Source organism: Thermococcus sp. P6 (assembly GCF_002214525.1).
Lineage (GTDB): Archaea > Methanobacteriota_B > Thermococci > Thermococcales > Thermococcaceae > Thermococcus.
Genome location: NZ_CP015104.1, coordinates 573,470 through 595,227, shown reverse-complemented (window position 1 = coordinate 595,227; position 21,758 = coordinate 573,470). Strand labels below are relative to the sequence as shown.

Sequence of the window (21,758 nt, the reverse complement as noted above, 5' to 3'; positions counted from 1 at the left end):
ATTGAAAGGGATGATTGGGGGCTGAAGTTTTCGGAGAAGAATATGGTTCCAATAAGACTCCAGGAGAATTGAAAGCTGTTCGCCGTAGTCATTCCCCTGCTGGCCATGGTGGGTTCCAATAAGACTCCAGGAGAATTGAAAGAAAATATACATCGAGAAGGGCGGCCTGTCCGGGTATAAGTTCCAATAAGACTCCAGGAGAATTGAAAGTGTGGGGGGCGTGGCCCTGCTCACGTTCTATCTCAGGTTCCAATAAGACTCCAGGAGAATTGAAAGTTGGCTTGTTCTCCTCCGCTTTCTGCACTGAAACGTGGTTCCAATAAGACTCCAGGAGAATTGAAAGGAAGCCCGTGCGGGGGTGAGTAGTCCTGGACGAAAGCCCGTTCCAATAAGACTCCAGGAGAATTGAAAGCTCGTACCCTTTCGGTTGGGGAAACGGAGGATTAACAGTTCCAATAAGACTCCAGGAGAATTGAAAGTCCGGGGGAGAGGGTACACGGGGGATTAATGCCCCCGTTCCAATAAGACTCCAGGAGAATTGAAAGCTTCCTCTTCACAACCTCATCACCTCCATTAGCTCGGGTTCCAATAAGACTCCAGGAGAATTGAAAGGCAAAAGGAGTTAGGATATGCCCCAACAAAGAGGGCTAAGGTTCCAATAAGACTCCAGGAGAATTGAAAGAACCGTGGATGGATATTTCTAATCTTCTCTAAGTCTAGTTCCAATAAGACTCCAGGAGAATTGAAAGCTTCAATACATACCTGAGACATTCAGGAGTGGTTAAGTTCCAATAAGACTCCAGGAGAATTGAAAGCGGGGAGGCGCCGTCTTTAAGGAGTTTTGCCATCACGTTCCAATAAGACTCCAGGAGAATTGAAAGTGGGAATTTTTGCCTCGACCCGACCCGGTTGATAAAAGTTCCAATAAGACTCCAGGAGAATTGAAAGATATCTAAGTTTTGCTTATATTAGCCTCCCCCGAAAGTGTTCCAATAAGACTCCAGGAGAATTGAAAGCGAGCTTTCCAGGTGACGTTAATCTTCATCGTCCCCACCGTTCCAATAAGACTCCAGGAGAATTGAAAGTAAAGTGTGTGCTGATTATCACATATAGCGTGCTGAAAGTTCCAATAAGACTCCAGGAGAATTGAAAGCTGACGGCCGTGCTCATAATGATGGTCGCGTGGCTCATGTTCCAATAAGACTCCAGGAGAATTGAAAGGACAAAAGAAAATTAAAGAGTTACAAAAGCATAATAGGTTCCAATAAGACTCCAGGAGAATTGAAAGACGGACCGCCATCGCCGTGATTACATTAGTAGCCACGGTTCCAATAAGACTCCAGGAGAATTGAAAGATGAACATAGAGGACCCGGCCGGTCTTATCAAGGAAGTTCCAATAAGACTCCAGGAGAATTGAAAGCTTTCAAAAGAGAGGGGGGAGAGAAATAGTAGTGGGGTTCCAATAAGACTCCAGGAGAATTGAAAGCTTTCTTCAACACAACCTCAACCCTTTTCTCCATCTTGTTCCAATAAGACTCCAGGAGAATTGAAAGTCGAGGACAGATGGACAAGTTACGGCGGCGTCAGTATGTGTTCCAATAAGACTCCAAGAGAATTGAAAGTAAAGGTTCCGTCCCCGAATAACGCCATTTCCTCCATGTTCCAATAAGACTCCAAGAGAATTGAAAGGCCCTTAAAGCCTACAAAGAAATAAGAAGCTCAATGAGTTCCAATAAGACTCCAAGAGAATTGAAAGAGTGCGTCGGCTATGCTCTTTATGATGCTACCGAATACGTTCCAATAATCCTCAAGATAACATGAGAACCTTAAGGGGGGAAGTTAACCGGCATCCCCCCCAAGGAGACTCCAGGAGAATTAAAAGAGGATCTCGTTTAACCTGTCTTCCTCTATGGCCTCCCTTATCTCCCGGGCTATCCTCCTCCCCGTGCTCATGGGTTCGTCATACCTCAACCACGTGTATGGGGAACCGTGGATGAACGGATTCGTCCCCGCCACTATTCTGGCGGAGATTTCGAAGACTACGAACTCCATCTCCTCGGTTATGACCCCCTCAAGACAGAAGGGTCCCCAGAGTCCGCCCATCAACCTGCCGGCGGTTTCTACGATTCTCTCGCCGGCCTCTATGACCTCCATGAGGAGGCTCTCCCTTAGAACTAGGGGAATGTTTCCCACGACGGTGTAGCTGGGCTCTATTCCGATTTTTAGCTGCTGCCCGGCATCTATCCGCCCTATCGCATCCGCGTTGCTTTCGTACCTTTTATCAACGCTCATGAGCTCGAGTTCTTCGTTGAGCTTCGAGTAGAAGAAGTGGGGATAAACCGGAACCCCTACGACGTACTCCTGTATCTGAACTTTCCCAAGGTCCTCCTTGGCATTAATTCCAAGGCCCTTTGCCTTCTCCCAGAACTCCTCCGGGGTTCTTGCGATGAAGTAACCTCTGCCTCCTCCGGCTCCGTGGGGCTTGACTATAACCGGTACGTCTATGTCATCCGGGTCCTCGATGACCCCGGGGGTTTTTATCTTCGCCTCCTCGAGCCACTTTCTCTCGAGCGATCTGTCGCTTTCCCATCTTAGAACTTTTTTGTTTCCGTAATACAAGGCTTTCATGCTCTCAACCCGCTCAACGCCGAGGTGAGCCACGAACGAGCCGGTGGGGATGACTATTGCGTTTTTCTCGATCAGCTCCTCCTCGGGGTATTCGCCGGGAACGAACTCGTCCGCAAGGGGAAAGTACTTGGTGTAGAGCGGTTTCACCCGCTCCCTTCCAAAGACAAGTGTTTTAAACCCCTCGAGTTTCGCCCCGTGGAGGATCTGAAGCGCTGAATGGGAAGCATAGGTTGCTATTCTAAACTCCATTCTATCACCATAAAAGTGTAAAAATTAGTAATTTTTAAGGTTTATTTTTACAGAAAAATGTAAAAAATGGGGCGGGGGTTCAGGAGGGGTATAAAGAACAAAAATTGGATCCTTCCCTCTTCCCGGCTCACTCCCCGAGAAGCTCTGGAAATGACTCGTAGAGCTCCCCGGCCTTTTTTAGGTCTATGGAAACCTCCTCGAAGTTTCTGAAAACGAGCCTTTTGCCTCCGACCCTTCCAATGACGGCAAACTCCCCAAAGAGTTCCCCGATCTCCTTGAGGTTTTCCTCCTCAAAGGTTATCAGGAACCGCCCATGGCTCTCTGAAAAGAGTACCTCCAGCGGGTCCATCTTCCCCTCCGTCGGGATTCTGGCTATCTCGACCTCGAACCCGAGGTTCCCGCTTACCGCCATCTCCGTCAGTGCCACTGCAATTCCACCCCTGCTAACGTCGTGAACGGCCTTCACCAGCCCGAGCTCTATGGCCTTTAAAATGCCCCCGGCTTTTTCCCTTTCCCTCTCCGGGTCAACCCTCGGAGCTATGCCCCTTTCAACCCCCAGAACCCTGTAAAGCTCGCTCCCTCCAAGTTCCCTTCTCGTTAGTCCGACGATGCCTATCAGATCTCCCTCTTCCTTGAAGTCCATGGTCATGATGCGCTCGAGCCTCACCTTTCCAAGGCCCGCAACGACGGGAGTGGGTTTTATGGGTCTGCCGTTGATCTCGTTGTAGAAACTCACGTTTCCGCTCACGTAAGCCAGTCCAAAAACCCTCGCGGCATCCCTAAGACCTTTAACCGTCTCCGTAAAGCTCCAGTAAACATGGGGCCTTTCTGGAGACGCGAAGTTGAGGTTGTCCACCAGCGCCAGAGGTCTCGCCCCAACGCTGACGAGGTTTCTAACGACTTCAGCAACCGTCCCCATCGCTCCATGGTAGGGGTTAAGGTGGCTGTAGGAGGGATTGCTGTCGCTCACAACCGCCAGTCCGTATTCGTCGTTTATTTTAAGCACCGCCGCGTCGAGGCCGGGCTTTAACACCGTTCTCCCCTGAACCTCGTGGTCGTACTGCTCCCAGATCCAGCGCTTGCTAATTACGTTCGGACTTGAGAGCACCTTAAGGAGGGCTTCCTCGATGCTTACGTCCGGAGTTTTTACGTCCCTTTCGAGGGTGTAAGGCTCGGCCTCCCATTCTATCGTGGGAACCTCCACCAGAAGTTCTACCGGCAGGTCCGCAACCCTCTCGTCGCCCCAGTAAACGACGAAGCGTGGCTCCTCTGTTATTTCACCCACCACGGCCCATTCGAGCCCGTACTTCTCAAAGATCTTCGCTATCTCTTCCAGATCCTCCTCCCTGACTGCAAAGAGCATCCTCTCCTGACTCTCCGAGATCATGACCTCCACGGCGTTCATGCTGGGCTCTCTTTGGGGAACCCTATCAGCATAAATTATAGCCCCAAAGCCCTTCTTTCCAGCCATCTCCGAGGAAGCGCAGGTCAAACCGCCGCCGCCGAGGTCCTTTAGAGCCTTAATCTTTCCGGTCTTGAGCGCTTCAAGGGTTGCCTCAATTAAAAGCTTCTCCGTGAAGGGGTCCGGAATCTGCACCGCGGAGCGGTCCTCTTCGTTTTCGCTCAGCTCCTCGCTCGCGAACGTAACCCCATGGATTCCGTCCCTTCCCGTCCTGTTGCCGACGAGGACCAGCTTGAGCCCGGCCTCAGTAACGTAGCTGTGGACGAGGTCTTCGGGCTTCATCAGTCCAACGCACGCCACGTTCACGAGCGTGTAACCCTCAAGGCTCTCATCGAACTCCGCTTCCCCCCCAACCGTCGGGACGCCTATTCTGTTCCCGTAGTCGGATATGCCCTTCACAACCCCCTCGAGCAGGTACCTGTTGCGCTCCCCGTCAATCGGCCCGAAGCGTATCGAATCCAGTAACGCTACTGGACGAGCGCCCATGCAGAGGATGTCCCTCACTATTCCGCCCACGCCCGTTGCGGCCCCACCGTAGGGCTCCACGGCCGAAGGGTGGTTGTGGCTCTCTATTCCGACCACTATAGCGGTGTTCTCGTCGAACCTCACAACACCGGCATCCTCACCCGGACCTAGGATTACGTGCTCGTTTTTTGTTGGAAGGAGCTTTAACCAGCGCCTGCTCGACTTGTAGGAGGCGTGCTCGCTCCACATAACCTCGAGCATGGCTTTTTCAATCCCGTTGGGCTCCCTTCCGAGCCTTTCCCTGATGATCCTCTCCTCATGAGGAAACACGTGCTCACCTCCTTGCAAACTCCACCATGCTTCTAAAGAGCCTCAGGCCGTCCTCACTTCCGAGGAAGCGATCGCTCGCCCTCTCCGGGTGGGGCATAATTCCAAGAACGTTGCCGCGCCCGTTGGCTATTCCAGCTATGTTGAAAACCGATCCGTTCGGATTCGCCTCTTCGGTAACCCTTCCATCGCCGTCGCTGTAGCGGAAGACGACCCTTACACCGGGATCTTCCGTATAATAATTCCCTTCGGCGTGGGCTATGGGCATTCTTATGACCTCTCCAGGTTCGTAGAGCGATGTAAAGGCCGTCCCAACGTCCTCAACGCGCAGGTGCACCCATCTGCAGATGAACCTCGGGGTTTTGTTGGGCCTTAAGGCTCCGGGTAAGAGTTTTGACTCGGTTAGGATCTGAAAGCCGTTGCATATTCCGAGAACGGGCTTCCCATCTCTGGCCAGCTCCTTAACTTCCTCCATGATCTCCTGCCTCGCGGCTATTGCTCCGGCGCGGAGATAATCGGCGTAGCTGAATCCCCCGGGCAGAACGACGCCGTCGAAGTCCTTGAGTTTGCCTTTGTACCACACCCTCTCCGCTTCCCCTCCGGCTCTTCTAATCGCCTCAACCGTCTCGAAGTCGCAGTTCGTTCCGGGGAACACCACAACGGCGAACTTGGGCATATCACTCACCGGCCGGCTCTATCTCGTATTCGTAGGTATGTATCAGGGGATTGGCGAGGAGCTTTATGCACATCTCTTCAACGTCCTTCTCCGGGTTCTGGCTTTCGAGCTCGAACTCGAAGCACTTTGGAACCTTGAAGTCCTTAACTTCGTAGCCGAGGTTTTTGAGCGCCTTTCCGATGACCCTCCCCTCCGGGTCGTTGAGGCCCTCCTTGAGACGAACCACCACCATTACCTTCCATCTCATTGGAATCACCTCAGGTGACTACCTTCTCGAGCTCGTCCAGCTCGATCGCACGCTTTATCTCGAGGGCCACCCTCCGGCCGGTGCTCATCTCCTTCCTCCAGAGGGAGTTACCGTAGGGATGGCCCATAGCCATGTGTATGTTCGTTCCACCCCCAGTTCTCGGGGCCACGTCGTAGATGTAGAAGTTCAGGTCCTTGTCAACTGTAGTCTGCAATGTGAAGGGCCCGATTATTCCGGGTGGATAATACTTCTGAGTGGCCTCGACGTAACGCTCGGCCATGCCAAAGACCTTCTCGAGCAGGGATTCCCTCAAAGTCGAGCTCGCATGGCCGCAGACGGTGTATTCTGGCTCGAACTGGTGCTCCGGAAGGGTGAGCTGCTGGCTCGCGGGAAGTCTTACATGACCATCCAGACTCGTCTCGAAGCGCCAGTCTATCCCCAGAAGCTCTATTTCTTCATCTATCGGCGAGTAGAAGAAATCGAAGTTGAAGACCGGGCCTATTATGTAGCGCTCGATTCTGGCCCTTTCCAGGTCTTCTTCGGTGATCACGTTGAGTTTGATAAGCCTCTCTGCCTTCTCGCGGAACTCTTTATAGGAAGCGGCCGTGAAGAAACCCCGCTCAAGTCTCTTCTTCGCGTGGGGGAGTTTAACTATGACCAGACCGACGTCATCGATCTCCTCCGGCTTCACTTCCTCCGGATAGGGAAGACCCGCCCTCTCGAGGAGCCAGTAGTAGCTCTTCTCCTCGCTTCTTTCCTCGCTCCTCAGCAGGTTTCTGCTCCCGAAGAGGGGAACCTTAAAGTCGTTCTCGACCCTGTCGATGCCCGTGTAGACCACGAAGGAGCGGTTGGGGACGAAGATAACGTTTCTCCTTCTCAGCTCCTCCTGAACGTCCATTATCCCGGCGAACCTCTCAAGGACCATCACCTCGTCTATGAAGCCCTTGGTAAGGCCGTCCCTCGTTTTCCTCAGCCTGAAGTACCTCTCGTAGGTCCTGTGCCTGCCCCTCTGGGCGACGACGAGGACCGGAAGGCCCTCAGCCTTTGCGCCGTCGGCTATGTCGAGGGCCGAGTGGCTCCCTATGACGCCCACGGTTATCCTTTCCGGGTCATACTCCTCAAGCACGCCTATGATCTCTTCACGACCTATCATCTTACCACCTCAGCACGAGTACCTTACATCCCTTCCAAATTCCTTCGCCAGATTTATCCTCCTCTCCACGCTCTCCCGTGTCCCCACGTCTTTGCGGTAGAAGATTTCACCTTCAACGTGCTTTATTCCCCGGGAAGCTATTTCCTCAGCCTCCTCAAGGGTATCCGCTATTCCAACAATCGCCAGTGCCCTCGAGCCAAGCATTGTGAGGTTCTCATCAACCGAAGCGTAGTAAACCCCTGCCCCCTCTTCCCTGATTTTATCCTCCCTGATTTGAACTTTAACTCCCCTGATTGGATCAGTGGGATATCCTCTGGGCGCTATATACTTCACAACGGTTGCCTTTTCCTCGAACTCTGCACTTCCGAGGTTACCGTCGACTATTCCTTCGGCTATCTCGAGCAGGCTCGTCCGTAGGATTGGCAGGACGTTCATTGCTTCGGGGTCTCCAAAGCGGGCGTTGTATTCGATTACAACCGGGCCTTCCCTTGCGAGCATGAACTGGCCGTAGAGGATGCCTTTGTAGGGTGTTCCCTCCTTTTTCATGGCCCTCACGGTGGCTTTCAGCGTCTCAAGGGCTTTCTCGTAGTCCTCCTCCGTTATGAAGGGAAGTCTGTGGTTTTTACACGAGTAGCTCCCCATTCCTCCCGTAATCGGCCCGGTGTCGCCCTCAAAGGCGTGGGGATAATCCTGAGCGAGGGGCATTGGAATTACCCTTTTTCCGTCCGTGAAAACCTGAAAGGTGAACTCAACGCCGTCGGTTCTCTCCTCGATCAGGACCCTTCCGTCCCTCTCGATGAGCTCCCGGGCGTAGGCCTTCGCCTCCTCGTTGTCCCTGAGGTGGTAACCGACGACCTTAACCCCCTTGCCTCCCGTCAATCCAAGGGGCTTTACAACCACCGGTCTTCCGAAGTCGTCTATCCACGAGCGCATTTCCGAAACGTCATCGAAAACCCTGAAGAGCTTCCTCCCGGGGATCCTGTGTTTCTCCATGAGGTAGCGGGCGAAGGATTTGTCCGTCTCAATTCTGGCGGCATCTCTTACCGGCCCGACGGTCGGGATTCCGTTCTCCTCGAGCAGGTCGACGATTCCCCTCTCGAGGGGGGCCTCGGGTCCGATAAAGGCTAAATCAACGTTCCATTTCAGGGCTAACTCCAGAACCTTTTGAACGTCCGTCTCTTTGCTGAGGCCGTATTCCTTCGCAATCCTCCTGATTCCGGGGTTCGGGTGTTTTGAAACCGCGTAAAGCTCGGCCCCGCCTTTTACGAGGGCCTCACCTATGGCGTGCTCCCTTCCCCCGCCTCCGACGAGCAGAACCTTCATGAGCTTCACCATAAATTTGTTAAAAGTTTTAGTTTTTAAGCTTTGTTTTAACATAAAACAGGCAAAACAGTTATAAGGCTTGAAGTGAACCTCAGCCGGTGAAGGCCATGAGGGTGCTCGTGGTTATGGGAAGCAAAAGCGATTCGAAAATAGCCGAAAAAGTAACTGAAGTCCTCGATGAATTCGGGGTTGATTATGACGTCGAGGTTGCCTCGGCTCACAGAAACCCGAAGAAGGTTGAGGAACTCGCCAAAAGAGATTACGACGTTTTCATAGCGATAGCGGGCCTAAGCGCGGCTTTACCGGGGGTTGTGGGGGCCCATACCACCAGACCGGTAATAGGCGTTCCCGTCTCGGCGAAGCTCGGCGGTCTGGATGCCCTTCTAAGCATAGCCCAGATGCCACCCGGAATACCCGTTGCTACCGTGGGGATAGACAACGGAAAGAACGCTGCACTGCTCGCCATCGAGATCCTTGCTTTAAAGGATGAAAGCCTGAAGAAAAAGCTCGAGGAGTACAGGGAAAGGATGCGGGCGTGAACCCCCATCGTCAGCTTTCTTATTCCATCCCCCCTTATTCAAGGGACGCCTTATTAAACCACTCCCCGTAACATTTGATCCCTTTTAAATCCTCCGTTCTTCTACCGAACTGTAACATTATGTTAAAAGATGTTTCCTTTTCTCGTAGTCCTGACCCTGCCATTCCCCTCTCCTCGTCCTGAGCTCCACCTTATGGGCAACCTCCTCTGCCCTTCTCTTCGCCCTCTCCACTTCTTTATCCCACGCCAGCGCAACGCCGAGCCTTCTTCCCCTGTAAGCTTCCGGCTTTCCGAAGAGCCGTATCGTGGCGTTTGGAACGCTAAGGGCCCTGAATAGCCCCCTGAACCTCGGGGCGTAACCCTCCTGATTGGCCTTGATAACGTGGGTCGCCGCCGGTGTGAGGATCGGGAAGAGGCGGTATCCATCGACCCACTCCCCGGGGATGGGAAGTCCAAGAACGGCCCTGAGGTGCAGCCCGAACTCTGAAAAGCCCGCCGGGTGAGAGGCCAGGGTAACCATGCCCGTGTCGTGGGGCCGCGGTGAGACCTCGTTGGCCCAGACCTCGTCGCCCTTCACGAACATCTCCACACCGAAGATTCCGAGGCCTCCGAGAACGTCTGTTATCTTCTTCGCAATCTCGTAAACCCTTCTCTCGGCTTTCTCGCTTATCTCCGCGGGCTGCCAGCTCGCGTGGTAATCCCCGTCGATCTGGTAGTGGCCGACGGGCTTCGGGAATGTCGTGACAATTTCGCCGTTCTCGTCGTAGTGCCTTACCGCGAGCTCGGTTATCTCAACGTCGAAGTCTATGTGCTCCTCGACGATTATTTTGTCGGCACTGCCGCGGGCCTTCTTCTTGGCCACCTCCCACGCCTTTGGAACGTCCTCAGGTTCCCTCACGAAGTAGGAGCCCTTCCCGGAGGAGCTCATTATGGCCTTCGTGTGGCAGGGATAACCCACCTTTTCGCAGGCATCGTAGAGCTCGTCGAGGGTTGTAGCGTAGGCGTAGCGGGACGTCGGAACTCCGGCCTCTCTAACAAGGGTCTCCCTCGTCCTCTCGCGGTGCATGGCGATCCACGTTGCCCTCGCGTTCGGAACAACGAAGTAACCGTCCTTCTCAAGCTCGAAGAGGGCCTCGAGGTTTATGGCCTCCACCTCGGGGATTATAGCATCTGGTTCCTCGCGCTCGACGACGCTCCAGAGGAAATCCCCGTCCTTCATGTTCCCCACGTAGCTTCTGTGTGCCACCTGCATCGCCGGGGCGTTTGCGTACCTGTCCACGGCAACAACCTCAACGCCGAGCCTCTGGGCCTCGATCGCTATCTCCTTTCCGAGCTCCCCGCTTCCGAGGAGCATTATCTTCACGGCCGAATCCGTAAGGGGGGTTCCGAGCTCATCCCGGGGTTCGATCATGGATACCACCTCAATTATTGACGTTTAAATGTTAAAAATCTACAATATTTAAGCTTTTTTAAGCATTAAAATGGCAAAACTTTTTTAAGGCCCGGGTTCAACTCCAGGTGGTGAAGCAGATGCTCACTTATGCTCAGGCCGGTGTGGATGATGAAAAGACCTCGAGGGCCCTAAAAGGGATCGTAAAAATGGCGCAGGCGACCTTCGAATTCAGGAGGGGGAAGCCCGGCGAACCGAGGGAGGATATAGGCCACTACGCCGCCTTGATGGATTTCGGGGAGTTTTACCTCGCCATGACGACGGATGGCGTCGGGACGAAGACACTCATCGCCGAGGCCGTTGGGAAGTTCGACACGATAGGAATAGACATGGTGGCGATGAACGTGAACGACCTGCTGTGCGTCGGGGCCGAGCCTGTGGCTCTGGTGGATTATCTGGCGGTTAGAGAGCCCGACGAGAGGGTCTTCGAGGAGATAGGAAAGGGGCTCTACGCTGGAGCGAGGCAGGCTGGAATCGCCGTAGTCGGTGGCGAGACGGCCGTCATGCCCGACCTGATGAAGGGCTTCGATCTCGCGGGAACCGCCCTCGGCGTTGTCGGGAAGGACAAAACGATAACCGGAGGAAAGATAAGCCCGGGGGATGCCGTTATAGGGATCGCCAGCTCTGGGATACACTCCAACGGCCTCACGCTGGCAAGAAAACTCCTTATCCCGAGGTACGGGCTCGATTACGAGTACGAGGGGAGGGAGCTTTGGGAGTGGCTGCTGGAACCCACAAGGATATACGTAAAGCCGGTTCTGGAGCTTCTGGAAAGCGTGGAAGTTCACGGGCTGGCCCACATAACGGGTGGCGGCCTCAACAACCTGAAGCGCCTCACTAACTACGGCTTTTCCCTCGAGATGCCGCCGGTTGAAGGGATCTTCAGGCTGATCCACGAAAACGGCGTCCCCCTCGAGGAGATGTTCAGGGTCTTCAACATGGGCGTTGGCATGGTCGTCGTGGTGCCGCGGGAAGAAAGGGAGGAAGCCCTCAGCGTGCTCAACAAACATGTGGAGAGCTTCGAGCTCGGAACCGTCAGAAGGGAACCCGGGATAACCTTGGAGAACTACGGGATAAAGCTTTAAGCTCCTCCCCAACTTTTTTCGGTGATCCCATGGAGCTCACGATAAGGAGAAAGGCCTTCCTTGAGGACCTGCCGGGGCTTGTGGAAAGGGCCGTAAGAGATTACGGGATAGGGCTGAGGAAGATAGTGATAGAAGAAGATGAAAAGGGCTGTTATACGGTTTTCATAACCTACGGTGTCTCCAAAAGCCGGCCGTATAGCTCTCCGTAGGCTTCAATCAAATCGCCCTTATCGAAGCGGAAGACGTCCTTGTCGAGGCTTCTCTTTGTCTCCGCATCCCAGAAGCGGCACGTGTCCGGGCTTATCTCGTCGCCGAGGACTATCTCGCCCTTCCCGTTCCTGCCGAACTCAAGCTTGAAATCCACCAGAATAATACCCCTTCTTTTGAAGTAGTCCCGGAGGATGGAGTTCACCCTGAGGGCCGTTCTTTCGATTTCCTCTATCTCATCCTCGCTTATTCCGAGAACCTTTGCGTGGTGGCGGTTGATCATGGGGTCCCCGAGGCCATCGTCCTTGTAGTAGAGCTCCACCACCGGCTCCGGAAGTTCCGTTCCCTCCTCGAGCGGAAGGCGCCTCTTCAGGCTTCCGGCGACGACGTTCCTCACCACAACCTCAAGCGGGTACATCTTCAGGCGCTCGACGATGAGCCTGTTGTCGCCGGCAACCCCTATGAAGTGGGTCTTTACACCATTCTCCTCGAGAACCCTGAAGAGGAGCGCACTTATCCGGGCGTTCAGGGTGCCCTTGCCCATCAGACTTGCCTTCTTCTTTCCGTTAAAGGCGGTTGCATCGTCTTTGAACTCCATAATAACCTTCGTCTCATCGAGCGGGATAATCCTCTTGGCCTTACCCTCATAGACCTCCATAGCCTTCACCATAAAAATGTTAAAATTTTCTATTTATAAGGCTTTTCTTAACAAAATTTTGTTAATCGGAGGGCAAAGTTTTTAAGCAGAAGTCTGTAAAGTTCCAGTGGAAATTAAGCTCTCCTTTACATTAAAATGTTAAAACGGTGATCGCATGAGGGAGAAGTGCGGGATCTTCGCTGCAAAGACAGAAAATGCAGTTCAGAAGGCCTATTACGCCCTCATGGCACTCCAGCACCGCGGACAGGAGAGTGCCGGGATAAGCGCGTGGAACCGGGGGATAAGGACCCTCTCTGGAAGGGGACTTGTGTCGGAAGTCTTCAGGGACGGGGGGCTCTCGGGGCTTAAATCGAACACCGTCATTGCCCACGTCCGCTATTCGACCTCGGGCTCACTCACCGAGACCCAGCCGCTGGAAACCTCCTGCTGCGGAAAGAGCATCGCCGTGGCCCACAACGGAACCCTCACCAACTTCTTTCCCCTGAGGAGGCACTATCGGAAACTTGGGTTTAGGTTCGGGCACTCGGTGGATTCCGAGCTGCTCGGGGTTTCCTTTCTCCGGCACCTCACCGAAACCGGAGACGAGTTCGAGGCCATGAGAGGCCTTTTTGAGGAGGTCCGGGGGGCTTACTCCGTTGCATTTCTCTTTGATGGGAAGATAATCGTGGCGAGGGACCCCCTCGGCTTCAGACCCCTGAGTTACGGCGTCGGCGATGGGCACTACTTCGCCTCCGAAGACCCGGCCCTGAGGCTCTTCACGGATGAAACGAGGGACGTTAAACCCGGGGAGGTCTTCCTGATATCGGACGGGGACGTTGAAAGCCGGGTTCTGGTTAAAAAAAGCCACCACCACTGCGTTTTTGAGTACATCTACTTCGCCCGTCCCGACAGCACGATAGACGGCCTCAACGTGTACGCCTCGAGGGTCAGAATGGGACGGGAGCTGGCCCGGGAGAGTCCGGCCGAGGGGGACATCGTCATAGCCGTGCCCGATTCGGGAAGGGCCGCGGCACTCGGCTTCTCTCAGGAGAGTGGCGTGCCTTACGCCGAGGGACTGATAAAGAACCGCTACATCGGGAGGACCTTCATAACGCCCGGGCAGTTCAACCGCGAGCTTAAGGTGAGGTTAAAGCTCTCCCCTGTGGGGGAAGTGGTGAGGGGAAGAAGGGTCGTTCTCGTTGACGACTCCATAGTCAGGGGGACGACGATGAGGCACATAGTGGAGATGCTGAGGAGGGCCGGGGCGAGGGAGGTTCACGTGAGGATAGCATCGCCTCCCATCAGATACCCCTGCTACATGGGGATAGACATCCCAACGAGGCACGAGCTCATAGCGGCCTTCGGCGGGGTTGAGCGGGTCAGGAAGCGTATAGGGGCCGACAGTCTGGCCTACCTCAGCGTTGAGGGTCTTAAGAAAGTCCTTGGAAAGGAGGATCTCTGTATGGCCTGCCTCACCGGGGAGTATCCGGAATGGGCCTTCGACTTTAAAGTTTAAAAGAAAAGGAGGGACTAAAGGGCTTTCTCGAGGAAGTACTCGTGAACCCTCGCGTCCTCCGTAAGCTCGGGATGGAACTCGAGGCCGATGATGTTTTTCTGCTCCACCCCAACGGGCCTGTCTCCGAGCCACGCTATGGGCTCCGCTCTCTCGCTCAAAAGCCCGAGGATCCTCGGGGCGCGGATGAAGACGCCCGGGAAGGGTTCTTCGCTGAAGGAAAGCTTTACAGGCGCCTCGAAGCTGTCCACCTGCCTGCCGTAGGCGTTTCTGGAAACCCTCACATCCAGAAGATTGAGGAACCTCTGCCCCGGGGTGGCCCCGATAACCTCCTTTGAGAGCATTATGAGGCCCGCGCAGGTTCCCATTATCGGCAGGCCATCCTCTCCGAGCTTCCTTACCGGCTCCAGAAGGCCGTTTCTCTCCATCAGCCTCGATATGGTAGTGCTCTCGCCGCCGGGGATTATCAGGGCTGAAACGTCCTCGAGCTGTTCCTTCCTCCTCAGCCAGATGACCTCGCCGGAGACCCCGAGGTTCTTCAGGGTCCTCTTAGTTGCGTCTATGTGCTCACTCACGTCACCCTGAAGGCCTATGACTCCTACTTTCACCATCGAGGCCACCTCGATTCAGACTCCCCTCTCCTCGAGGCGAACCTCGAGCTCCTCTATATCACTGCCCTTCATGGGTTCTCCTATTTCCCTGCTTATCTCCGCAACTACCTCCGGCTCGTCATAGTGGTTAACCGCCTCAACTATTGCCCTCGCCATCTTCTCCGGGTCGGAACTCTTGAAGATCCCGCTTCCAACGAAAACGCCGTCCATTCCCATCTGCATCATTAGGGCAGCATCCGCCGGAGTCGCCACACCACCGGCGGCGAAGTTAACCACCGGTAACCTCTGCAGTTTCTTAATTTCGAGAAGAATCCTGTAGAGGCCGTCCACTATCTCCCCATAGGTGTATTCCTCGTAAATCGGTTCGTTCTCTAAAACTCTGGGCTCCAGACCGCTTATCTGTTTAACTTCCAAGGCCAGCCTCAGGTAAGGTTCCGCAAACTTTTTGGCCACCCCGTAAATCTGCTCGTCTGTTAACCTTTTCAGAAGCCTGATGTTCTCATTGACCAGCCTTACATGCCTTACGGCCTCAACTATGTTCCCGGTTCCGGCTTCGCCCTTGGTTCTGATCATTGCCGAACCTTCCCAGATTCTCCTCACGGCTTCCCCGAGGTTCCTTGCACCGCAAACAAATGGCACTTTGAATTTCCTCTTGTCCACGTGGAAGAACGGGTCAGAGGGCGTTAGTACCTCGCTCTCGTCGATCATGTCAACGCCTAAAGCTTCCAGTATCCTCGCTTCGGCGTAATGCCCTATCCTGATCTTTGCCATGACGGGAATCGTGACCGCATCCATTATCTCCTGAATCTTCTCAATCGGTGCCATCCTCGCCACTCCGCCGGCCTTCCTGATGTCGGCAGGGACTTTGTGGAGTGCCATAACGGAAACAGCTCCAGCTTCTTCAGCTATTCGGGCCTGCTCGGCGTTTGTAACGTCCATTATAACGCCGCCTTTGACCATCCTGGCAAAACCGCGCTTCAAACGTTCGGTCCCCTTCTGCTCGATAACCTCAAGCTTCCCCATACCGATCACCTCAAGTCAAACTCTTCAATTATATTCAAGAAAAAACTTGAATATAAAATTTACGGCTAATGAGAGAAAGCAAAACTTACGGGGATCGTTTATTTCTTAAGCTTCTCGAGTATCTCCATCGCGGCCTTCCTTCCGCTCAGGAACATTCCCCCGAATATCGGTCCCATCCTCGGGGAGCCTTTCAGTGCGTTAGCCGCCATTCCGGTAACGTAGAGCCCGGGGTAGACCTCCCCGGTGTTCTCGACCGTCAGTTTTTCTCCCATCTCGGCCCACATCGCACCCTCGCCTGGGATCCCCTCCATCAACCCCCTACGCACGAGGAACTGGCTTACCATTGCTCCATGTCCCGTGGAGTCGATCACGAACTTGGCTTCAACCGTTAGCGGATCAACGTGGAGGTTCGTCATCTTAACTGGTGTCCAGTTGATAACAACTCCGGCCACGCGGTTGTTTTTAACGACCAGATCCTCGACCTCAACCATGTTGAAGATCTTCACTCCGGCCTTCACGGTTCTGCTCGCCATCGTCGCTGCCACCTCAACGGCATCTGCAACGTAGTAACCCTTCTCGAATTCCTTGTAGGAGATTCCGAACTCGTCCAGAATGGATTTCGCCTCCTCCTGAACGACCACTTTGTTAAAGCCCATTGCACCGCCCCAGATTCCTCCACCTGTGCTGAGCTTCTTCTCGAAGATCGCCACCTTTGCGCCGCCTTTGGCGAGGTGATAAGCGGCAACCATTCCCGATGGGCCGGCCCCAACCACGGCAACGTCGAGCTGGAGGTTCTCGATAAGGTCGTTGAAGTAGGCCTCAACTATAGCTTTGCTTATCTCGACGTCCCTCATCTTCACCACCCAAAACCTTTAAGTTGCGTTAAAAACTAAGTTTTGGAATTTAAAAACTTTGTTATAAACAGGTTTTAAAATCGAGTTAAAATACGAGAAGAGATAAAAACAGAAGCGAAAACACCCGACTGCTCAACTTGTAAGGCCCCCACCATTAGTCGGGCAGTAGCCGGTGTGCGGATCGCAGGGTGGAGTGTACCCTGAGCTTCCCGGGATGAAGATATCACCAAACATGCCAGTGAGAGGATAGTTTTTACCCTTATACTCAAGCCTGGTTTTGCTGGAGTAAATTGTAAGACGTACATTAGTATCTTTGTACTCTTCTTTTAATGCCAATGAAACAGTTACTAAGGATGAAGTTCTTGTTTCGCTAGTTAATCCCACCCCAATCGCCAAGGTAAATGGTGTAATTTTTGTGTTTTCATATCCAATGATTCCCAATACGGGCGCTGATGCAGAAAACAGTGGGAGTGTATTTACTCTCTGGCTAAAGTAGTAGGTGCTAGTAAGAATTCCACCTGTACTCTCTATGTTGTCTTTAATGTTCCAGTATCTGTGCACAAACCACATAGTTCTACTCATTGGCCCGCCATTATTTTTCGGCTCTCCTAGTTCTACGAATTTCTTTAGGCGCATATCCCTTTCGTCAGGTTTTCCAAGGATAACGTAGGCGTATGTGTCAAGAGGTTTTTTGTTCCAGACCTCACCGTTGATGTAATCAACCCTGTAGAGTCTGTACTTAGTGAACACGGCACTCCCCTTAATTCCGGCTCCAATAACAGAAGGGGACGTTAACTCTGAGCCCCATATCTTGATCGTTGACTCTGGAATCCTAAGTGAGCGCCTATCTATTGTATACGAATATCCAAGTATCTTTCCTTCCACTGAACCGCTGACACTGCCTTTCTCAATGGCTCCCACCGCAGAAAAAGCCAGCTCTGCGTTATTGTCTGATACTGCATCATAATTTAGAGAAATAAAGACATTGTTCACTTTGCTTGTATCGCCAGTCACCTGAAAAGCGGCCACTGGAATAATGCTGGCCCTCCCCAATGTCTTCTCGTGGAACCACTCAAAGCAGTACCACGTCCGATCACCGCCTTCATAAAAGACTGGTGAGCATGAGGATTCCAGAAGTGAATCCTGGGCGGCTACACCTGCGGTTTTACTGGCTTTGCCTAGGGGAAGTCCCTCAGTTTCATGCAGGAGTTTCATTACTTCTTTTTTGCCGTAGATTCTGCCTATAGAGTCACTGTCGAGCTGAACCTTGACTCTTGTTCCAGAGACAATTCTATTAATGCTCAGGGGGATAGTTTTCATGAAGTAGTTCAGATTGCCGTCTTTGTCAACCGTAGTCCCCAGCAGAAGAAGTGAAGGTTTAACGCTCTCGGGATTAATGCCTTCTGACCTCAGGTATCTATTCCATTCGTGCATGGCGTAGAGTACCCTGTGGAAGTCTATTGAGATTTTGCCCTTGCCGGAGTACACTCCGAGATCAATAACGGAACCGTTGGGCATGAGCATTGAGACTGTAACGGTCGCTGGATCGCTGGTGAGTAGCTTGATCTCGAAGGATGGACCAAGAAAAGTGCTCCTGTAGTACTCAACCTTAGCCCCAGCGTACTCTATAGAGTTAACCGGAATATGCAACGCTGCCGATGCTGTTGTTAATATTAAGGCAAAACTAACTAGGATTGCTATCATGAGTCTTCTCATTGAAACACCTCAGGATATTTATACCAATTACTTACTTAAAAAGTTTTTTGTAATCATCAAAAACCTTTTAAGGCTCGCTAAAAACTGAGTTTTGAAATCTAAAAACTATGTTATACATGGTGGTGGCAATGACCCAGCTTGAGGAAGCTAGGCGTGGGGTAATTACGGAGGAAATGAAGTTCATAGCCGAGAGGGAGGGAATAGACGCCGAGAAGCTGAGGAGAAGCGTCGCCAAGGGCTACACCGTCATCTTCCACAACGTTCGCCACGACTGGGTTAAGCCGGTTGCCGTTGGCGCAGGCGTCAGGGTCAAGGTGAACGCAAACATAGGCACCTCGCGCGACATCGTTGACGTTAAGGCCGAGATAGAGAAGGCCAAAGTGGCGGTAAAGTACGGCGCCGACACGATAATGGACTTATCAACGGGCGGCGACCTCGACGAGATAAGGAAGGCCATAATGCACGCCGTTGATGTGCCCGTTGGCACCGTTCCAATCTATCAGGCCGCCGAAGAGATGCTCGCCAGAGGCAGGGCCATAATAGACATGGACGAGGATGACATGTGGAAGGCCGTGGAGAAGCACTTTAAGGACGGCGTCGACTTTGCAACGATTCACGCCGGAGTTACGAGGGAAGTCGTGGAAAAGATGAAGAGGACAAAAAGGGTCGTGGGCATGGTCTCGAGGGGAGGAACCTTTATTGCAGCATGGATAGACCACTGGGACCGGGAAAACCCGTTTTACGAGAACTACGACTACCTGCTGGAGCTTGCAGGGGAGTATGATGTCGTTCTGAGCCTCGGCGATGGGCTCAGGCCCGGCGGTCTGCCGGATGCGGGCGATGAGCTTCAGATGAGCGAGCTCTTCACCCTCGGACGCCTCGTCAGGAGGGCCAGAAGCTCTGGAGTGCAGACGATGGTTGAGGGCCCCGGCCACGTGCCCATAGACCAGATAGCCATGCAGGTGAAGATCGCCAAGGTTGCCACCGATAACGCCCCCTTCTACGTGCTGGGCCCACTCGTCACGGACGTCTTCCCGGGCTACGACCACATAACCGCTGCCATCGGCGGTGCTATAGCCGCTTTGAACGGCGCCGACTTCCTCTGCTACGTAACCCCGGCGGAGCACCTCGGGCTGCCGGAGGGGGAGCACGTGCGCCTCGGGGTGATAGCTTCGAAGATAGCGGCACACGCCGTGAATTTAACGCGCTTCGAGAGGGACTACAGGCTCGACCGCGAGATGAGCAGGGCGAGGGGCGAGCTCAACTGGAAAAGGCAGTTTGAAATGGCAATGGATAAGGAGCGCTTTGTCGAGATACGGAAGGAGAGGCCGACCTCCACGGAGGCCTGCTCGATGTGCGGTGACCTCTGCGCCATAAAGATAGTCAGGGATATGATGAGGGGTTAAGGATGGAGCCGGCTTACAGGGGAAAGACGAAGGACGTCTACGACGAAGGCCCTTACCTCGTCTTCCACTTCAAGGACAGCGTTCTCGGGGCCGATGGAAGGGAAGATACGGGCGGGAACGAGGTGATAGGAGAGAGAAGGGGCAAGGGAAGCGCCATCCTGAAGCAGACGGAATTCTTCTTTAAACTCCTCGAAAGGGAGGGCATAAAAACGCACTTCGTGGAGAGGATGGACGAAAGGCGGGCGAGGTTCCTGAAGACGGAACGCATCCCTCTGGAGATCATCTACCGTTTCAGGGCATACGGGAGCTTTCTGAGGAGATACGGGCGATTTGTAAGGCCTCTGGAGGAGCTCAACATCGTCGAGTTCACCCTGAAGGACGACGCCCTCGGGGATCCTCCGATCTGCGAGGAAGCCATAGAAAAGCTGGGAATCGCCAGCGGGGAGGAGATAGCCCTGATGAAGGACCTCACCCGACGGGTGGCCCTCATTCTTCATGAATTCTTCGAGGAGAAGGGTTTGGGGATTATTGACTTCAAGGTCGAGTTCGGGCGGAAGGACGGGGAGCTTCTGGTTATAGACGAGGTCAGCGGGGACACCATGAGGGTGATGAAGGATGGAAGAATACTGAAGAGCGAGGAGCTTCTGGGGGTGATAGGGTGATCCTCTCGACGATAGCATCTCACTCAGCCTTGCAGATAGTTACAGGGGCAAAGAGGGAGGGCTTTAAAACCCGGCTCTACGTTTCGCCGAAAAGGAAGGCCTTCTACTCCTCGCTTCCCGTGGTGGACGAGCTCAGGGTAACCCGTGAGATGGGGGAGATACTGAAGGATGAAGGCGTGGTGATACCCCACGGCTCCTTCGTGGCCTACCTCGGGATTGATGCGATAGAGAAGAGCAAAACGAGGTTCTTTGGGAACAGGCGTTTTCTGAAGTGGGAAACCCGGTTCGAGCTCGTGGACAGGGCTCTAAAGAAGGCCGGGATTCCGGGGGTGGAGGTCTTCGATGTCGACGAGGTCAGGGACGACGAGCTCTACTTCGTCAGGATGGAGGGGCCCAGAGGGGGGAGCGGACACTTCATAGCCCGTGGAAGGGAACTTCCGGAGAAGCTTGCGGGGGTTAAAGAGCCCTACAGGATCGAGCGCTTTGTAGATGGGGTCTTCATCTACGTGCACTTCTTCTACTCCCCCCTGCTCGAAAGGCTGGAGCTCTTTGGGGTCGACGAGAGGCTGGTTATAGCGGACGCAAACGGCAGGAGGCCCTTTAAGGCCCTGCCCTACACCATAGCCGGCAACAGGAGCGTGGCCCTGAGGGAATCCCTCCTGCCGCAGCTCTATGACTACGGTCTGGCCTTCGTCGAGGCCATGGAGAAGCTCGAGCCTCCCGGAGTCATAGGACCCTTCGCCCTTCACTTTGCCTACGACACCTCTTTCAGGTGCGTGGGCTTCGCCTCGCGCATAGACGGCGGAAGCAACGCCAAACACTGGTATTCCTCCATCTACTGGGGCGAGGAGCTGATGATGGGCCAGAGGATAGCCCGGGAGATAAGGATGGCCATGGATGAGGGCCGCCTCGAGGAGGTGGTAACGTGAGGTACACCGGAAGGATGCTGGGTCTCGGGCTGAGGAAGGGCAGGCCCTTCGCCTTCTACCGTCTGAGCTCGAGGTCCTTCCCGAGGAGAAGGGCGGAACTGAGGGGAGACGGGGTGGTTGTGATCAACCTGACGGAGACGTCCAACCCCTACGTGAGCTATACCGCCGTTAAGCTCGCCGGGGATTACGCCGTAATCGGCAACGGCACCCATACGACCTTCGTAGCCCAGTCTCTGGAGTGGGAAAGCCCGAAAAAGGCCCTGATCCACGTTCTGGATGCCATGGACTACGAGAGGGATAGCCTTAACACCCCGAGGATAGCGGGAATAATAGAACGGGGAAGCGGGGACGGTTTTCTGGGCTTTGCGGGAAGGGACCACCTCTGGGTGAAGAGGGTTGAGCTCGAGGAGGGAAGGGCCTTCTTCACGGCCACCTACAACGTTGAGGGCATCGAAACCCTTGGTCTGGAGTTCGAGGACGAAGATGAGCTGGCGGAGAGGGCTCTGGGACTCGACTTCCCCCATCCTGTCCTGGCCATCGGGGTTTTCGATGCCGGAGATGGATTCAGGATAGGGATAAAGAACAAAAATTAAACC

Annotated in this window: 20 protein-coding genes and 1 CRISPR repeat array (1 of these 21 cut by a window edge); of the genes, 8 read left to right on the top strand and 12 right to left on the bottom strand. The window is 53.9% G+C overall.

Features of this window, described 5'->3' with window-relative positions; genetic code table 11:
- Positions 1-1,825: direct repeats of the CRISPR family, unit length 30 nt; unit sequence GTTCCAATAAGACTCCAGGAGAATTGAAAG (it extends 90 nt beyond the left edge of the window).
- A gap of 51 nt (positions 1,826-1,876) precedes the next feature.
- The 6 genes from A3L12_RS03170 to purD all read right to left on the bottom strand — a co-directional run bounded on the left by A3L12_RS03170 (position 1,877) and on the right by purD (position 8,531).
- Positions 1,877-2,878 (bottom strand): formate--phosphoribosylaminoimidazolecarboxamide ligase, encoded by a 1,002-nt coding sequence (locus A3L12_RS03170; RefSeq protein ID WP_088882267.1) that lies wholly within the window; start codon positions 2,876-2,878, stop codon positions 1,877-1,879.
- A gap of 127 nt (positions 2,879-3,005) precedes the next feature.
- Positions 3,006-5,135, bottom strand: coding sequence for a phosphoribosylformylglycinamidine synthase subunit PurL (gene purL, locus A3L12_RS03165; protein WP_088882266.1), 2,130 nt, complete (start codon positions 5,133-5,135; stop codon positions 3,006-3,008).
- A 4-nt stretch (positions 5,136-5,139) separates the two neighbouring features.
- Positions 5,140-5,808, bottom strand: coding sequence for a phosphoribosylformylglycinamidine synthase I (purQ, locus tag A3L12_RS03160; RefSeq protein WP_088882265.1), 669 nt, complete (start codon positions 5,806-5,808; stop codon positions 5,140-5,142).
- Position 5,809: 1 nt separating this feature from the next.
- Positions 5,810-6,055 (bottom strand): phosphoribosylformylglycinamidine synthase subunit PurS, encoded by a 246-nt coding sequence (purS, locus tag A3L12_RS03155; RefSeq protein WP_088882264.1) that lies wholly within the window; start codon positions 6,053-6,055, stop codon positions 5,810-5,812.
- A 10-nt stretch (positions 6,056-6,065) separates the two neighbouring features.
- Positions 6,066-7,208, bottom strand: a complete 1,143-nt coding sequence (locus A3L12_RS03150; RefSeq protein WP_088882263.1) for a formate--phosphoribosylaminoimidazolecarboxamide ligase family protein — start codon at positions 7,206-7,208, stop codon at positions 6,066-6,068.
- Between the two features lie 9 nt (positions 7,209-7,217).
- Positions 7,218-8,531 carry a phosphoribosylamine--glycine ligase gene (gene purD / locus A3L12_RS03145; protein WP_088882262.1) on the bottom strand — a complete coding sequence of 438 codons (1,314 nt, stop codon included), beginning with the start codon at positions 8,529-8,531 and terminating at the stop codon, positions 7,218-7,220.
- A 107-nt stretch (positions 8,532-8,638) separates the two neighbouring features.
- Here purD and purE point away from each other — a divergent pair, with 107 nt between their 5' ends.
- Positions 8,639-9,070 carry a 5-(carboxyamino)imidazole ribonucleotide mutase gene (purE, locus tag A3L12_RS03140; RefSeq protein WP_088882261.1) on the top strand — a complete coding sequence of 144 codons (432 nt, stop codon included), beginning with the start codon at positions 8,639-8,641 and terminating at the stop codon, positions 9,068-9,070.
- Between the two features lie 117 nt (positions 9,071-9,187).
- On the opposite strand, the gene purT is transcribed toward purE, so the two are convergent.
- Positions 9,188-10,480: a phosphoribosylglycinamide formyltransferase 2 gene (purT, locus tag A3L12_RS03135; RefSeq protein ID WP_088882260.1), complete on the bottom strand. Its 1,293-nt coding sequence runs from the start codon at positions 10,478-10,480 to the stop codon at positions 9,188-9,190.
- Between the two features lie 119 nt (positions 10,481-10,599).
- On the opposite strand from purT, the gene purM reads away from it, so the two are divergent.
- Positions 10,600-11,604, top strand: coding sequence for a phosphoribosylformylglycinamidine cyclo-ligase (gene purM / locus A3L12_RS03130; protein ID WP_088882259.1), 1,005 nt, complete (start codon positions 10,600-10,602; stop codon positions 11,602-11,604).
- Positions 11,605-11,633: 29 nt separating this feature from the next.
- Entirely contained in the window at positions 11,634-11,813 is a 180-nt protein-coding gene (locus tag A3L12_RS03125; protein WP_088882258.1) for a hypothetical protein, read from the top strand.
- Here the strand turns inward: A3L12_RS03125 and purC are convergent.
- Positions 11,774-12,469: a phosphoribosylaminoimidazolesuccinocarboxamide synthase gene (gene purC / locus A3L12_RS03120; RefSeq protein WP_088882257.1), complete on the bottom strand. Its 696-nt coding sequence runs from the start codon at positions 12,467-12,469 to the stop codon at positions 11,774-11,776. The genes A3L12_RS03125 and purC overlap by 40 nt on opposite strands.
- Positions 12,470-12,623: 154 nt before the next feature.
- On the opposite strand from purC, the gene purF reads away from it, so the two are divergent.
- Positions 12,624-13,964 (top strand): amidophosphoribosyltransferase, encoded by a 1,341-nt coding sequence (gene purF, locus A3L12_RS03115; protein ID WP_088882256.1) that lies wholly within the window; start codon positions 12,624-12,626, stop codon positions 13,962-13,964.
- A gap of 14 nt (positions 13,965-13,978) precedes the next feature.
- Here the strand turns inward: purF and pdxT are convergent, their stop codons facing one another.
- The 4 genes from pdxT to A3L12_RS03095 form a co-directional block, all read right to left on the bottom strand.
- Complete coding sequence (gene pdxT / locus A3L12_RS03110; protein ID WP_088882255.1) at positions 13,979-14,572, bottom strand: pyridoxal 5'-phosphate synthase glutaminase subunit PdxT; 594 nt, start codon at positions 14,570-14,572, stop codon at positions 13,979-13,981.
- Positions 14,573-14,587: 15 nt separating this feature from the next.
- Positions 14,588-15,595, bottom strand: coding sequence for a pyridoxal 5'-phosphate synthase lyase subunit PdxS (gene pdxS / locus A3L12_RS03105; protein WP_088882254.1), 1,008 nt, complete (start codon positions 15,593-15,595; stop codon positions 14,588-14,590).
- A gap of 98 nt (positions 15,596-15,693) precedes the next feature.
- Positions 15,694-16,449 carry a sulfide-dependent adenosine diphosphate thiazole synthase gene (locus A3L12_RS03100; protein WP_088882253.1) on the bottom strand — a complete coding sequence of 252 codons (756 nt, stop codon included), beginning with the start codon at positions 16,447-16,449 and terminating at the stop codon, positions 15,694-15,696.
- A 132-nt stretch (positions 16,450-16,581) separates the two neighbouring features.
- Positions 16,582-18,165, bottom strand: coding sequence for a hypothetical protein (locus A3L12_RS03095; RefSeq protein ID WP_088882252.1), 1,584 nt, complete (start codon positions 18,163-18,165; stop codon positions 16,582-16,584).
- A 128-nt stretch (positions 18,166-18,293) separates the two neighbouring features.
- On the opposite strand from A3L12_RS03095, the gene thiC reads away from it, so the two are divergent.
- The 4 genes from thiC to A3L12_RS03075 are packed head-to-tail and all read left to right on the top strand — an operon-like array spanning position 18,294 to position 21,755.
- Entirely contained in the window at positions 18,294-19,571 is a 1,278-nt protein-coding gene (thiC, locus tag A3L12_RS03090; protein ID WP_088882251.1) for a phosphomethylpyrimidine synthase ThiC, read from the top strand.
- Positions 19,572-19,573: 2 nt separating this feature from the next.
- Positions 19,574-20,233 carry a phosphoribosylaminoimidazolesuccinocarboxamide synthase gene (locus A3L12_RS03085; RefSeq protein WP_088882250.1) on the top strand — a complete coding sequence of 220 codons (660 nt, stop codon included), beginning with the start codon at positions 19,574-19,576 and terminating at the stop codon, positions 20,231-20,233.
- A complete protein-coding gene (locus A3L12_RS03080) occupies positions 20,230-21,162 on the top strand; it encodes a formate--phosphoribosylaminoimidazolecarboxamide ligase (protein WP_088882249.1) in 933 nt (310 codons plus the stop codon). Before A3L12_RS03085 ends, A3L12_RS03080 begins: the two co-directional genes overlap by 4 nt.
- A complete protein-coding gene (locus tag A3L12_RS03075; protein WP_088882248.1) occupies positions 21,159-21,755 on the top strand; it encodes an IMP cyclohydrolase in 597 nt (198 codons plus the stop codon). The genes A3L12_RS03080 and A3L12_RS03075 overlap by 4 nt, the downstream gene beginning before the upstream one ends.
- Positions 21,756-21,758 lie beyond the last annotated feature (3 nt).

Coding starts and splice junctions, on each gene's coding strand:
- A3L12_RS03170 (WP_088882267.1), bottom strand. CDS start 2,878: ATGGAGTTTAGAATAGCAACCTATGCTTCCCATTCAGCGCTTCAGATC.
- purQ (WP_088882265.1), bottom strand. CDS start 5,808: ATGCCCAAGTTCGCCGTTGTGGTGTTCCCCGGAACGAACTGCGACTTC.
- purS (WP_088882264.1), bottom strand. CDS start 6,055: ATGAGATGGAAGGTAATGGTGGTGGTTCGTCTCAAGGAGGGCCTCAAC.
- A3L12_RS03150 (WP_088882263.1), bottom strand. CDS start 7,208: ATGATAGGTCGTGAAGAGATCATAGGCGTGCTTGAGGAGTATGACCCG.
- purD (WP_088882262.1), bottom strand. CDS start 8,531: ATGAAGGTTCTGCTCGTCGGAGGCGGGGGAAGGGAGCACGCCATAGGT.
- purE (WP_088882261.1), top strand. CDS start 8,639: ATGAGGGTGCTCGTGGTTATGGGAAGCAAAAGCGATTCGAAAATAGCC.
- purT (WP_088882260.1), bottom strand. CDS start 10,480: ATGATCGAACCCCGGGATGAGCTCGGAACCCCCCTTACGGATTCGGCC.
- purM (WP_088882259.1), top strand. CDS start 10,600: ATGCTCACTTATGCTCAGGCCGGTGTGGATGATGAAAAGACCTCGAGG.
- A3L12_RS03125 (WP_088882258.1), top strand. CDS start 11,634: ATGGAGCTCACGATAAGGAGAAAGGCCTTCCTTGAGGACCTGCCGGGG.
- purC (WP_088882257.1), bottom strand. CDS start 12,469: ATGGAGGTCTATGAGGGTAAGGCCAAGAGGATTATCCCGCTCGATGAG.
- purF (WP_088882256.1), top strand. CDS start 12,624: ATGAGGGAGAAGTGCGGGATCTTCGCTGCAAAGACAGAAAATGCAGTT.
- pdxT (WP_088882255.1), bottom strand. CDS start 14,572: ATGGTGAAAGTAGGAGTCATAGGCCTTCAGGGTGACGTGAGTGAGCAC.
- pdxS (WP_088882254.1), bottom strand. CDS start 15,595: ATGGGGAAGCTTGAGGTTATCGAGCAGAAGGGGACCGAACGTTTGAAG.
- A3L12_RS03100 (WP_088882253.1), bottom strand. CDS start 16,449: ATGAGGGACGTCGAGATAAGCAAAGCTATAGTTGAGGCCTACTTCAAC.
- A3L12_RS03095 (WP_088882252.1), bottom strand. CDS start 18,165: ATGAGAAGACTCATGATAGCAATCCTAGTTAGTTTTGCCTTAATATTA.
- thiC (WP_088882251.1), top strand. CDS start 18,294: ATGACCCAGCTTGAGGAAGCTAGGCGTGGGGTAATTACGGAGGAAATG.
- A3L12_RS03085 (WP_088882250.1), top strand. CDS start 19,574: ATGGAGCCGGCTTACAGGGGAAAGACGAAGGACGTCTACGACGAAGGC.